Genomic DNA, 13,985 nt, shown 5'->3' on the forward strand with positions numbered 1-13,985 from the left:
AGCGCGTGAACTCCTGTTTGACAAAGCTATTGAGCGCCATATATATAATCCGACTCGCAATGACGCAGTAGTGAATCCGATACCATTAACAAATTAACTTTATTATTAATAATTTTTTAGCGCAATTTTAGGCCAGTAAGCTGACCAGTATAGTACCGACGGAGCCGTCACCGATAATGACGACTAGCTGTCGTATCAAGCCTTCATCCAGTCGGAGTTTTCAAAGTAACACTATAAAATGAAAAAGATCGAAAGAACCTCGAGTAATAACCACCATATCATTAACCAAATAGTATCAACCAAATGAATATGAAAGAAATAAGTAAATAATTCTTATCATAAAACTAAATTCAATTCACATAAAAAAGGAAACAATGCAATCACTGGTAAGAACACATCGTAGCTGCCGGATTCAGGCGGCATGGAAACAGCCCAAAAAAGAAACCCACCACTTAAATTACGAGGTGGGTTATCCAGTCATACACTTAACCTAGCGAGGGAACGACATGTTTTCTGGCGGTTAATTTACGTGTAATTATTTTCTCAACAAACTCGTAAAACAGCACTGAGAAAAGTATACTCGCAACCAACGTACTTACGTTAAACAACATTGGGTCGTTCAACAACTCGGTGTGCTTATAGAGTATTCCTGCGGCGGCAATAATAAAAAGATGAGCCAGATAAATAGAGTAAGACGCATCCCCTAAATAAGAGAGTGGCCTAACCATAGTTTCATTCATTTTTATTTTATCTTCAAGCATAACGAAGACATTAAACAACACTGTAGAATACAGGCCATAAGTGAGGACACCATCATGAGTGCCATAAAAATAACCGATCAGCGCGGCAACCGATGACAGGACAACCAGCGTTAGCGACTTCCCTTTTGTATAGAACAGGAATGATAATACCCCGAGCAAAAACTCTCCCATGTAATGAGTGAAGAAAAATTCAACATAGTAATTTTCATAAGAAAATTTCGAACAAGCCCAAATCGATCCGAGTAATACTGAAACAGTCACATATCTATTTGGTGTCAAAAGAGACAGCGAAAAAAGGATATAGAATATGAACTCATATCGCAATGTCCAAGCTACCTCAAGCAGCATTGACTTCCCTTCAACAGGAAACAACAAATATGAGTTTATAATCCCGGGGGAAGCCATAGTGCTATTTACAGATGATGGGCTTATAATAAAAACGGCAAGTGCCACTGAAGTTAGAACCCAGTATATTGGGATAATCCGGACAAGCCTTTTTTTCATAAAGGAAACGAAATTAACTGATTTCCCATGCGTGATATAGGCCATAATGAAACCGGAAATAATGAAGAACAAATCTACGCCATATTTTCCAACTTCAAAAAAATTCCCATTTGTTATAGCGAGAAAGTCAGACTTTCTGCCAACATGATACAGCACCACTGCCAACGCGGCTATCGCTCGCAAAAGTTGAATTGAAACCACCTATACCCCAGTCTGTACGAAGACAGCAACATAAAATATGGCCCCGACTCTATACCAGCAGTATTGTAAAAGAAAGTTCAAGTTGAACCAGTATAGGGAGAAATCCTATTTTTCAGATAAGCTTTAATCCGTTTGCAGAGAGTAGATGCAATTAATGCATGGTTTTTTTGATTGCCAATACCAACCATCCTGCATCGTAAGCCATAAAAAAACCCGCCGCAGCGGGTTTTTATTCAGCAACCGAATCGGTCGAACTTACTGGCCTTTAACTTCTTTCAGGCCGTTGAATGGCGCACGGTCACCCAGCGCTTCTTCGATACGGATCAGTTGGTTGTACTTGGCAACGCGGTCAGAACGGCTCATGGAACCGGTTTTGATCTGGCCAGCCGCAGTACCTACCGCCAGGTCGGCGATGGTCGCGTCTTCAGTTTCACCGGAACGGTGAGAGATCACTGCAGTGTAACCGGCGTCTTTCGCCATCTTGATAGCCGCCAGGGTTTCGGTCAGAGAACCGATCTGGTTGAACTTGATCAGGATGGAGTTAGCGATGCCTTTCTCGATGCCTTCTTTCAGGATCTTGGTGTTGGTCACGAACAGATCGTCGCCAACCAGCTGGATTTTGTCGCCCAGTACTTTGGTCTGGTAAGCGAAGCCCGCCCAGTCGGATTCATCCAGGCCGTCTTCGATAGACACGATTGGGTACTGTTTGGTCAGCTCTTCCAGGAAGTGAGTGAACTCTTCGGAAGTGAAGGCTTTGTTGCCTTCGCCGGCCAGCACGTATTTACCGTCTTTGTAGAATTCGGAAGCCGCGCAGTCCATCGCCAGAGTAACGTCTTTGCCCAGCTCGTAGCCCGCCGCTTTTACCGCTTCAGCGATAACCGCCAGCGCTTCGGCGTTGGAACCCAGGTTTGGCGCGTAGCCGCCTTCGTCGCCCACAGCGGTGTTCATGCCTTTGGCTTTCAGAACTTTCGCCAAGTGGTGGAACACTTCAGAACCGATGCGCACCGCTTCTTTCAGGGTTTTCGCGCCAACCGGCTGAATCATGAATTCCTGAATGTCGACGTTGTTGTCAGCGTGCTCGCCGCCGTTGATGATGTTCATCATCGGCAGTGGCATGGAGAATTTGCCTGGGGTGCCGTTCAGTTCAGCGATGTGCTCGTACAGCGGCATGCCTTTAGAGGCTGCGGCTGCTTTCGCTGCTGCCAGAGAAACCGCCAGAATGGCGTTGGCGCCGAAGTTGGATTTGTTTTCGGTGCCGTCCAGCTCGATCATGATCTTGTCGATGTTCGCCTGGTCTTTGGCATCTTTACCCAGTACTGCCTGAGCAATCGGACCGTTTACTGCAGCAACGGCTTTCAGTACGCCTTTACCCAGGAAACGAGACTTGTCACCGTCACGCAGTTCCAGCGCTTCGCGGGAACCGGTAGAAGCACCTGACGGCGCAGCAGCCAAGCCGACGAAACCGCCTTCCAGATGAACTTCGGCTTCTACAGTCGGGTTACCGCGGGAGTCGATGATTTCACGACCGATGACTTTAACGATTTTGGACATTAGGTTTTCCTCAGTACAAGTTAAACTAAAACTCCAGACAAACAGCGCGCGGTTCTCACCGCGCGCCGCCTACCAAATATTTTATTTCACCTGGCGCTTCTGATGCTCGCCAGCGGCTTTCACGAAGCCGGCGAACAGCGGATGCCCATCACGCGGCGTAGATGTAAATTCCGGGTGGAACTGACAGGCTACAAACCACGGGTGATTCGGCAGTTCAATGATCTCAACCAGCTTGTTGTCGGCGGAACGACCGGCGACACGCAGCCCTGCGGCTTCGATCTGCTTCAACAGCATGTTGTTAACTTCGTAACGGTGACGGTGACGCTCGACAATGGTCGGTTCGCCGTACAGCTGACGCACCAGGCTGTTGTCGCTCAGGTTGCACTGTTGGCCACCTACGCGCATCGTGCCGCCCAAATCGCTTTCTTCGCTGCGCACTTCGACGTTGCCGTCTTCGTCGCGCCATTCGGTGATCAACGCCACCACCGGGTACTTACAGTCTGGCATAAACTCGGTGGAGTTAGCGTTTTCCATGCCGGCCACGTTGCGAGCGAACTCCATCAACGCCACCTGCATGCCCAGGCAAATGCCCAGGTAAGGAATGTTGTTCTCGCGCGCATAGCGTGCGGTCATCACTTTGCCTTCCACGCCGCGGTAACCGAAGCCGCCAGGGATCAGGATCGCATCCAACCCTTTCAGCACTTCCACGCCGCGGGTTTCCACGTCCTGCGAGTCGATCAGCTTGATGTTCACGGTCAGACGGTTTTTCAGCCCGCCGTGCTTCAGCGCTTCGATCACCGACTTGTAAGCGTCCGGCAGCTCAACGTATTTGCCGACCATACCGATGGTCACTTCGCCGCCCGGATTGGCTTCTTCGTAGATCACCTGTTCCCATTCGGCCAGGTTGGCTTCCGGCGCGTTCAGGCTGAATCGTTTACAAATATAATCGTCCAGCCCCTGAGATTTCAATAGGCCTGGGATTTTATAAATAGAATCAACGTCTTTCAGAGAGATAACCGCTTTTTCCGGCACATTGCAGAAAAGCGCGATTTTAGCGCGTTCGTTAGCAGGAACCGCGCGATCGGAACGGCAAATCAGCACATCAGGCTGGATACCGATGGAAAGCAGCTCTTTTACGGAATGCTGGGTCGGCTTGGTTTTCACTTCGCCGGCCGCCGCCATGTATGGCACCAGCGTCAGGTGCATGTACAGGGTGTGCTCGCGGCCCACTTCCACCGCCATCTGACGGATGGCTTCGAGGAACGGCAGCGATTCGATATCGCCGACGGTGCCGCCGATCTCCACCAGCACCACATCGTGGCCTTCGCCGCCTTCGATGATGCGTTCTTTGATCGCGTTGGTGATGTGCGGAATGACCTGCACGGTCGCGCCCAGATAGTCGCCGCGGCGTTCTTTACGCAGCACGTCGGAGTAGATGCGGCCGGTGGTGAAGTTGTTGCGACGCGACATCTTGGTGCGGATGAAGCGCTCGTAGTGACCCAAATCCAGATCGGTTTCTGCGCCGTCTTCGGTGACGAAAACTTCCCCATGCTGAATCGGGCTCATGGTGCCCGGATCCACGTTGATGTACGGGTCCAGTTTCATGATGGTAACGTTGAGGCCACGGGCTTCAAGAATAGCCGCCAGAGAGGCTGCGGCAATGCCTTTACCCAGAGAGGATACGACCCCGCCGGTCACAAAAATATAATTAGTTGTCATGCTGAACCTGAGAGTTTAGGTTTAAAGACGATGGAAGAACCAGGACGGGAAAGTAGTATACCCGAACCTCTCCTGACCTACAAACGATCGTTTTGCTGTCCATCATCTCGGCCGCCCTCCCGTGTTCATCAGGGTTTACTCCGCCGGTGCCCCGTAAACCCTCCAGGAAATACAAAGAGTTAGCGGAGAATATTTCTTTTTACCGCCCCTCAGGAGCGATAAAACGCCTTAGATTTCAGTTTGTTGGCCTTTTGCTGCCGACGGCAGCCATGCGCCTCTGACCTGACCGCAAGCTTAACCGTTTCAGCTACAGTGAACCTTGTCGGCGATCAACATTGCAGCTGCAGTTCAGCTTTCCTGGCGTTTAACCTGCTGCCAGGCCTCTTCCATCTGCTCCAGCGTGGCGTCTTCCAACCGCAGCCCGCGTTGCTGAACGATCTCTTCCACCTGGCGGAAGCGGCGTTCGAACTTGCGGTTCGCCGCCTGCAGCGCGTTCTCCGCCTTGTGCCCCAGATGGCGCGACAGGTTCACCGTGGCGAACAGCAGATCGCCGATCTCCTCTTCCAGCTTGCTCTCGTCGACCACCGCCTGGCGGGCTTCGTGCATCACTTCATCGATCTCTTCGTACACTTTGTCCAGCACCGGGCCCAGCGTGTTCCAGTCGAAGCCGACCGAGGCGCAGCGTTTTTGGATCTTGTGCGCTTTCATCAATGCCGGCAGCGCCTGCGGAATATCGTCCAGCACCGAGTGCAGCGCTTTTTCGGCGCGCTCGCCCGCCTTCAGCTGCTCCCAACGCGCCGCGACGGCTTCGCTGTCTCCGCCCTCGGCGTCGCCGAAGATATGCGGATGACGACGCTCCAGCTTATCGCTGATGGCTGTGCACACCTCATCGAAATCGAACAGCCCCTGTTCCTGCCCCATCTGGGCGTAGAACACCACCTGGAACAGCAAATCGCCCAGCTCGTCGCGCAGATCGGCGTAATCTTGCCGCTCAATAGCGTCCAGCACCTCGTAAGTTTCCTCCAGCGTGTAGGGCGCAATGGTAGCGAAGGTTTGCTTGCGGTCCCACGAGCAACCGACCTGTGGGTCGCGCAGCGTTTTCATGATGTTCAACAGACGCTGCAGCGGAGTGGATTGGGTCATAAAAAATCTCTGAGAAAAAAGGGCGTGCTGATATGCCCGCCGGAACTGATGGAGTTCGGGCCGCATCGACATCGGATGCGGCCCGAAAAGTGCCGTGGGCTTAGTTGCCGTGCAGACGCTTGGCGTCTATCACGTCCGGCAGCTGGTTCAGCTTCGCCAACACCCGCCCCAGCACCTGCTGGTTGTAGATTTCGATATCCATGTCGATGGTGGCCAGCTGTTTCTTGGTGTCGCTGCGGCTGGCGACGCCCAGCACGTTGACCTTTTCGTTGGCCAGAATAGTGGTGATATCGCGCAGCAAGCCGCTGCGGTCATTGGCCATCACACGCACCACCAGCGAATAACCGCTGGAGTAGCTTTCGCCCCATACCGCGTCGACAATGCGTTCCGGCGCGTGGGATTGCAAATCGACCAGCTGATCGCAATCCGCACGGTGGATCGAGATGCCGCGCCCCTGGGTGATAAAGCCGACGATGTCGTCGCCCGGGATCGGCTGGCAGCAGCGGGCGATGTGGTGCATCAGATTGCCCACACCCTCCACCACCACTCGGCCGTTGTCCTTGTTGCGGGTCGGCGGCGGCGCTTTTTGCTGCACCAGCTGGCGCAGCGCCTCGCGATCCTGCTCTTCGGCGCTCGGTTTGTTGAACTTGCCCTGCAGGTAATTCACCATCTGGTTCAGGCGAATGTCCCCGCCGCCGATCGCCGCCAACACCTCGTCCAGCGAGTTCATGTTGTAACGCGGGATCAGCAGCTTTTCGGCCTCTTTCAAGCTGATGCCGAGGTGTTCCAGTTCGTTGTCCAGCATCTGGCGGCCGGCAAGAATGTTCTTGTCGCGATCCTGCTTGCGGAACCAGTTGTGGATCTTCGAGCGCCCGCGGCTGGTGGTGACGTAGCCCAGGTTCGGGTTCAGCCAGTCGCGGCTCGGGTTCGGCTGCTTCTGGGTGATGATCTCAATCTGATCGCCCATCTTCAGCTGATAGGTAAACGGCACGATGCGGCCGCCGATCTTGGCACCGATGCAGCGGTGACCGACGTCGCTGTGAATATGGTAGGCGAAGTCGAGCGGCGTGGAGCCGGCCGGCAGATCCACCACGTCGCCTTTCGGGGTAAACACATAGACCCGATCGTCGAACACCTGGCTGCGCACTTCGTCGAGCATCTCGCCGGAGTCCGCCATCTCTTCCTGCCAGGCGATCAGCTTACGCAGCCAGGCGATGCGCTCTTCGTAGCCGGAGCGCACGGTAACCCCCGCACCCTCTTTGTACTTCCAGTGCGCGGCCACGCCCAGCTCGGCGTCTTCGTGCATTTGCCGAGTGCGGATCTGAATCTCGACGGTTTTGCCGCGCGGCCCCAGCACCACAGTATGGATCGACTGGTAGCCGTTGGGTTTCGGGTTGGCGACGTAGTCGTCGAACTCGTCCGGCAGATGGCGGAAGTGGGTATGCACGATGCCCAACGCCGCATAGCAATCCTGCAGACGCTCCGCCACGATGCGCACCGCGCGCACGTCGAACAGTTCGTCGAACGCCAGGTGTTTTTTCTGCATCTTGCGCCAGATGCTGTAGATGTGTTTCGGCCGGCCGTAGATCTCTACCCGAATGCCTTCGCTGGCCATCTCGGCGCGCAACCCGGCGACGAAATCGTCGATGAACTGTTCGCGATCGATGCGGCGCTCGTGCAACAGCTTGGCGATACGCTTGTATTCTTCCGGGTGCAGGTAGCGGAAGCAGAAATCTTCCAGCTCCCATTTCAGCTGACCGATGCCGAGCCGGTTAGCCAGCGGGGCATAGATATTGGAACACTCTTTCGCCGCCAGCACGCGCTCGTCTTCCGGCGCGTCTTTCACCTCGCGCAGATGGGCGATGCGCTCCGCCAGCTTGATGACCACGCAGCGGAAATCCTCCACCATCGCCAACAGCATGCGGCGCACGTTGTCGACCTGTTCGGAGGCCATCGAGTCGTTTTGGGTGGCTTTCAGTTGGCGAATGGCGTCCATGTCGCGCACGCCGTGCACCAGCGCGACGATGCCCTTGCCGAACGCTTCGGTCAGGATCTCTTCCTGCACGATGCCGGCGTCCACCAGCGGGAACAGCAGCGCGGCGCGCATGCTGTCGTTGTCCATGCTCAGCGTCGAGAGGATTTCCACCATCTCCAGGCCGCGCCACAGCAGCAGCGAGGCGTCGGGATGGTTTTGGGTCTGCTGCTCACAATAACGCCAGGTTGCGGCCAATCGCTCACATGACTGCGGGTTAGGTAGCCCCAAGCTGGCGATCCACTCATCGAGAGCGAACTCACCCGCCGTATTCAGATGTGCACTTCTTACCGCAACCATAACCTCTCCCTACTTTGCAGCGACCTCTGGCGCGCGCTCGTTGATAAACAGCGCCATTGATTCAAGATGCCCCGTGTGCGGAAACATATCCAACATCCGCACGCGCGCAAGACGATAACCGGCGCTCAACAGCACTTTGCTGTCGCGAGCCAGCGTGGTGGGGTTACAGGAAACATAAACCACCCGCACCGGCGCCAGTTTTACAATATGTGACATCACCCCGGCCGCACCGGCGCGGGCGGGATCCAGCATCACCTTATCAAACCCTTGTGCTGCCCAAGGTTGCCGCTCAACGTCGTCCTCCAGATTCTCATGGAAAAACGACGCATTATTCAGCTTATTCTTATGTGCATTATATTGCCCATTCGCTACCAGCGTGGCAACACCTTCGATGCCCACTACCGCAGCAGCGCGGCGCGCCAGCGGCAGAGTGAAGTTGCCCATGCCGCAGAACAGGTCCAGCACCCGATCATTGGGTTGAATGTCGAGCCATTCAAGGGCCTGCGCCACCATTTGTTGGTTTACGGCGTCATTGACCTGAATAAAGTCGCGCGGGCTGAAGTCTAAGCGTAGCCCGTCAACCTGATAATACGGCGCGTCACCGCACAGTTTTTCCAACCGATCGCTGTCCGGCGCCAGGTAAACGGCGACGTTTTCCCGCTCGCCAAACGCCAACAGTGCCTGCCGATCCGCGTCCTTCAGCGCATCGAGATGGCGCAGCACCAGCAGCGGGCCGTTATCCGCCAGCACCAGCTCCACATGCCCCAGCCGCCGCACCGCCTGCAGTCCGCTCAGGCAGGCGCGTACCGGCGCCAACAGCTGCTCCAGCTCCGGCCGCAACACCGGGCAGTGCGCCACCGCCACCAGCTCGCTGGAGGCCGCCTGGCGAAAACCCATCATCAGGCGCTGCTGCTTCGGCTGCCACGCCAGGCTCAGGCGGGCGCGGCGGCGATAGCCGTATTCCGGGCCGGCGATCACCGGTTCCTGCTGGGGAGTTACCCCGGTTTCGCGGGCGATCATGCGCACCAGCGCCGCCGCCTTGCTCTGCTGTTGCAGCGCCTCATCCGCGTGCTGCTGCTGGCAGCCGCCGCATACGCCGAAATGCGGACAGCGCGGTTCCACCCGCTGCGGGCTGCGGCTCAGCAGGCGCTTGAGCTTGCCTTTGGCGAACTGGCGCTTGTCTTCGGTCAGCTGAATTTCCGCCTGCTCGCCTGGCAGTACGCCCGGCACGAACACCGCTTTGCCGTCGTGGCGCGCCACGCCCTGGCCGAAAGGATCGAGATCGCTCACCGTCACGGTGAAGATTTGTGAGCTCTGCCGGGTCGTCACGCGGCGTTTGGGAGAGTAGAATTGCGCCATATTTGTCGATTGTGTGCTGGTTCATTAAGCTAGTGTCAGCTGTCAATTCTCCCACATTGGAATCCCATGACCAAATACAGCCTGCGTGCGCGCATGATGATCCTGATTCTGGCCCCGACCTTGCTGATTGGTTTGCTGCTCAGCACCTTCTTCGTGGTGCATCGCTACAACGAGCTGCAGGAGCAATTGGTCGACGCCGGCGCCAGCATCATCGAGCCGCTGGCGGTGGCCAGCGAGTACGGCATGACGTTCCGCAGCCGCGAGTCGGTCAGGCAGTTGGTCAGTCTGTTGCATCGCCGCCATTCGGACATCGTGCGTTCGATCACCGTGTTCGATGCGCAGAACAACCTGTTTGTCACCTCCAATTATCATCACAACTTCGCCCAGCTGCAGCTGCCGAAAGGCGTGCCGTTGCCCACCGATCTGATGCTCACCCGGCGCGGCGATTCGCTGATCCTGCGCACGCCGATCCTGTCGGAAAACCAATATCCGGATGAAAACGCCGACGGCGGCAGCCATCCCGACAACAACCTGGGCTATGTGGCGATCGAGCTGGATCTGCAGTCGGTGCGGCTGCAGCAATATAAAGAGGTCTTTGTCTCTACCCTGCTGTTGTTGCTGTGCATGTGCATCGCCATCCTGTTCGCCTACCGGCTGATGCGCGACGTGACCGGCCCGATCCGCAACATGGTGAACACCGTCGACCGCATCCGCCGCGGCCAGCTCGACAGCCGCGTGGAGGGCTACATGCTCGGCGAGCTGCACATGCTGAAGAACGGCATCAACTCGATGGCGATGTCGCTCACCGCCTACCACGAAGAGATGCAGCAGAATATCGATCAGGCCACCTCCGATCTGCGCGAAACGCTGGAGCAGATGGAGATCCAAAACGTCGAGCTGGATCTGGCGAAAAAGCGCGCGCAGGAAGCGGCGCGCATCAAGTCCGAATTCCTGGCCAACATGTCGCACGAGCTGCGCACCCCGCTCAACGGCGTGATCGGCTTCACCCGCCAGATGCTGAAAACCGATCTGAGCGCGACCCAGACCGATTATTTGCAGACCATCGAACGCTCGGCCAACAACCTGCTGACCATCATCAACGACGTGCTGGATTTCTCCAAGCTGGAAGCCGGCAAGCTGGTGCTGGAACACATTCCGTTCGCCCTGCGTGAAACGCTGGACGAAGTGGTGGTGCTGCTGGCGCCGAGCGCCCACGACAAGGGTCTTGAGCTGACGCTGGATGTGCACAACGACGTGCCGGAGCAGGTGATCGGCGACTCGCTGCGCCTGCAGCAGATCATCACCAACCTGCTGGGCAACGCCATCAAATTCACTGAAACCGGCAATATCGACATTCGCGTCGAGCTACGCAAACAGCTGGAGCGACGGGTAGAAGTGGAAGTGCAGATCCACGACACCGGCATCGGCATTTCCGAACGCCAGCAGTCGCAGCTGTTCCAGGCATTCCGTCAGGCGGACGCCAGCATCTCCCGCCGCCACGGCGGCACCGGGCTGGGGCTGGTGATCACGCAAAAACTGGTGAAGGAGATGGGAGGCGATATCTGCTTCCACAGCCAGCTGAATCGCGGCTCGACCTTCTGGTTCCACATCACGCTGGATCTGAACGAGGGCATGCTGTCGCTGGCACCGAGCCTGCCGGATCTGAACGGCAAAACGCTGGCCTATATCGAGTCCAACCCGACGGCGGCGCAGGCGACGCTCAACATGCTCAGCGTCACGCAGTTGGTGATCACCCACTCGCCGACGCTGGGCCAGTTGCCGCCAGGCCACTATGACTTCCTGCTGGCCGGCGTGCCCATCCCGTTCCGCGACAACATGGCGCAGCACGAAGACAAATTGCTGGCGTCGCTGAAGCTGGCCGATCGGGTGATTCTGGCGCTGCCGTGCCAGGCGCAGATCGACGCCGAGCTGCTTAAACAACAAGGCGCGCTCGGCTGCCTGATCAAGCCGATCACCAGCACCCGACTGTTCCCGCTGCTCCGGATGGAAGCGCCGGCACGCCTCACCGCGCAGCCTGAGCGTAAACGCCTGCCGCTGACGGTGATGGCGGTGGACGACAACCCGGCCAACCTGAAGCTGATCGGTACGCTGCTGGGGGAACAGGTAGAAAAAACCCTGCTGTGCGAAAGCGGTGAGGAAGCGCTGGCGCTGGCGCGCGACAACGTGCTGGATCTGATCCTGATGGACATTCAGATGCCGAAGATGGACGGCATTCACGCCAGCGAACTGATCCGCCAGCTGCCGCATCACAACTCCACGCCGATCGTCGCCGTTACCGCCCATGCCGCCAGCGGCGAGCGCGAGCACCTGCTGCAGGCCGGAATGGACGACTATCTGGCCAAACCGATCGACGAGAAAATGCTGACCCGCGTGCTGTCGCGCTACCACAGCGGCGACGTGGAAAACGCCATCGCCGACGACGCGCCGCTGTCGCTCGACTGGCCGCTGGCGCTGCGTCAGGCGGCCAACAAACCGGACCTGGCGCGCGATCTGCTGCAAATGCTGCTCGATTTCCTGCCGCAGGTGCGCGAACGGGTACAGGCGCTGCTCGACGGCCAGCATGACGACGAGATCCTCGATCTGGTCCATAAGCTGCACGGCAGCTGCAGCTACAGCGGCGTGCCGCGCCTCAAGCAGCTGTGTTTCTACCTCGAGCGGCAGCTGCGTCAGGGCATCACCAACGACGAACTGGAGCCGGAGTGGCTGGAGCTGTTGGATGAGATTGAACTGGTGATCCACGCGGCGCGCGCGCATCTGGCGCAACCCGCCTGAATCCTCAGGCCATAACGCAAAAAGGCACGCCGCAGCGTGCCTTTGTTTTTAACGCCTGACGCCTATCACTGCGCCAGCAGGTACAGCTGGCTCTCGCCGCGCTGAATATTCAACGCCAGTACCGACGGCTTGCTGTCGAGGATTTTACGCAGCTCACCCAGGTTCTGGATCGGCTGCTGGTTCACGCCCAGGATCACGTCGCCCTTTTTCAGGCCGATGCGCGCCGCGGCGCTGCCGGCTTTCACGCTATCGACCTTGACGCCCTTCACGTTGCCGACCTGGGTGTTGCTCAGCTCGGCGCCTTCAATACCGGTGTAGATATTGCCCGAGGCCACCTGGGTCTGCGCGCTTTGTTCCAGCGTAACGTCAATCGTTACCGGCTTGCCGTCGCGAATAATGCCCAGTGACATTTTGCTGCCGACCGGCAGCGTGCCGATCTCCGCCCGGAACGAGGCGAAGCTGGAGATGGCCTTGCCGTTCATGGTGACGATCACGTCGCCGGCCTTGATGCCCGCCTTCGCGGCGGAGGACTTCGGCATCACCTGGCTGACGAAGGCCCCGCGCTGCGCGTCGACCTTCATCGCCTTGGCCAGCTCGGAGTTCAGCTCGGTGCCCATGATGCCCAGCTCGCCGCGTTTCACCTGGCCATACTCAACCATTTGCGCCGTCAGGTTTTTCACCATGTTGCTCGGAATAGCGAAGCCGATGCCGATGTTGCCGCCGTCCGGCGCCAGGATCGCGGTATTGATGCCGATCAGTTCGCCGTTCAGGTTAACCAGCGCGCCGCCGGAGTTGCCGCGGTTGATCGCCGCATCGGTCTGGATGAAGTTCTCGTAGTTTTCGATGTTCAGGCCGCTGCGCCCCAGGGCGGAAACGATGCCCGAGGTGGCGGTCTCACCCAACCCGTACGGGTTGCCGATCGCCACGGTGTAATCGCCGACGCGCAGCTGATCGGAGTCGGCCATCTTGATCGCCGTCAGATTTTTGAAGTCTTTCAGCTGGATCAGCGCGATATCGGAACGCGGATCCTTGCCGATCACCTTGGCGTCGAAACGGCGGCCGTCGCTCAGCTGCACCTGGATCTTGTTGGCGTTGTCCACCACGTGGTTATTGGTCACCACGTAGCCCTTGGCGGCATCGATGACCACCCCGGCGCCCAGCGCCTGGAATTTCTGCTGCGTGCCCTGTGGCTGGCCATCCGGCCCAGGCTGTTCGCCGCCCTGACACATCGGCGAGCCCTGGAACGGCGAGCCGTCCTGGCAGAACGGCGAATCTTCGCCGAAGAACTGTTGGAACTGCTGCGGCATGCGCGGCGTATTGACCGTGGTGCTGCCCTCAACGTTAATGCTCACGACGGAAGGCATTACCTTTTCCAGCATCGGCGCCAGGCTCGGCAACTGCTGGGTGCTGGAAGAGGCGGTTTCAGCGGCGTTGGCCGTGACCGGGCCGATCGCCATACCGATGCTGAATGCCAGTGCGCTCAGAACTAATGCGGTTTTTTTCATCTGTGTGTCTCTTATAAAGTCGTTCAAAAAAGAATGGCCGTCTTGCGTGCTTATTCAGAGTTAATTAATAGCCTGAAGTTCCGGCACAGATGATTGGCAATAGTAAACAAATATTGT

8 protein-coding genes are annotated in these 13,985 nt (G+C 57.2%); 1 reads left to right on the forward strand and 7 read right to left on the reverse strand.

Features of this window, described 5'->3' with window-relative positions:
- Window positions 1–485: 485 nt before the first annotated feature.
- The 6 genes from AAIE04_RS16025 to rlmD all read right to left on the reverse strand — a co-directional run bounded on the left by AAIE04_RS16025 (window position 486) and on the right by rlmD (window position 9,570).
- Complete coding sequence (locus AAIE04_RS16025; protein WP_498577330.1) at window positions 486–1,466, reverse strand: acyltransferase family protein; 981 nt, start codon at window positions 1,464–1,466, stop codon at window positions 486–488.
- Window positions 1,467–1,721: 255 nt separating this feature from the next.
- On the reverse strand, window positions 1,722–3,017 hold the full coding sequence (gene eno, locus AAIE04_RS16030; RefSeq protein ID WP_004932670.1) for a phosphopyruvate hydratase: 1,296 nt from the start codon (window positions 3,015–3,017) through the stop codon (window positions 1,722–1,724).
- Between the two features lie 81 nt (window positions 3,018–3,098).
- Window positions 3,099–4,736 (reverse strand): glutamine hydrolyzing CTP synthase, encoded by a 1,638-nt coding sequence (pyrG, locus tag AAIE04_RS16035; RefSeq protein ID WP_004932674.1) that lies wholly within the window; start codon window positions 4,734–4,736, stop codon window positions 3,099–3,101.
- Between the two features lie 348 nt (window positions 4,737–5,084).
- On the reverse strand, window positions 5,085–5,879 hold the full coding sequence (gene mazG / locus AAIE04_RS16040; protein ID WP_498577331.1) for a nucleoside triphosphate pyrophosphohydrolase: 795 nt from the start codon (window positions 5,877–5,879) through the stop codon (window positions 5,085–5,087).
- A gap of 100 nt (window positions 5,880–5,979) precedes the next feature.
- Window positions 5,980–8,211, reverse strand: a complete 2,232-nt coding sequence (relA, locus tag AAIE04_RS16045) for a GTP diphosphokinase (RefSeq protein ID WP_025159647.1) — start codon at window positions 8,209–8,211, stop codon at window positions 5,980–5,982.
- 9 nt (window positions 8,212–8,220) lie between these two features.
- Entirely contained in the window at window positions 8,221–9,570 is a 1,350-nt protein-coding gene (rlmD, locus tag AAIE04_RS16050; protein ID WP_498577332.1) for a 23S rRNA (uracil(1939)-C(5))-methyltransferase RlmD, read from the reverse strand.
- 66 nt (window positions 9,571–9,636) lie between these two features.
- Here rlmD and barA point away from each other — a divergent pair, with 66 nt between their 5' ends.
- Window positions 9,637–12,363 (forward strand): two-component sensor histidine kinase BarA, encoded by a 2,727-nt coding sequence (barA, locus tag AAIE04_RS16055; RefSeq protein ID WP_498577333.1) that lies wholly within the window; start codon window positions 9,637–9,639, stop codon window positions 12,361–12,363.
- Between the two features lie 65 nt (window positions 12,364–12,428).
- On the opposite strand, the gene degP is transcribed toward barA, so the two are convergent.
- The gene (gene degP / locus AAIE04_RS16060; protein WP_498577334.1) at window positions 12,429–13,868 is read right to left on the reverse strand and encodes a serine endoprotease DegP; all 1,440 of its coding nucleotides are present in this window, start codon (window positions 13,866–13,868) and stop codon (window positions 12,429–12,431) included.
- Between the last annotated feature and the right edge of the window lie 117 nt (window positions 13,869–13,985).

The organism is Serratia sp. Ae19-1 (assembly GCF_059801225.1).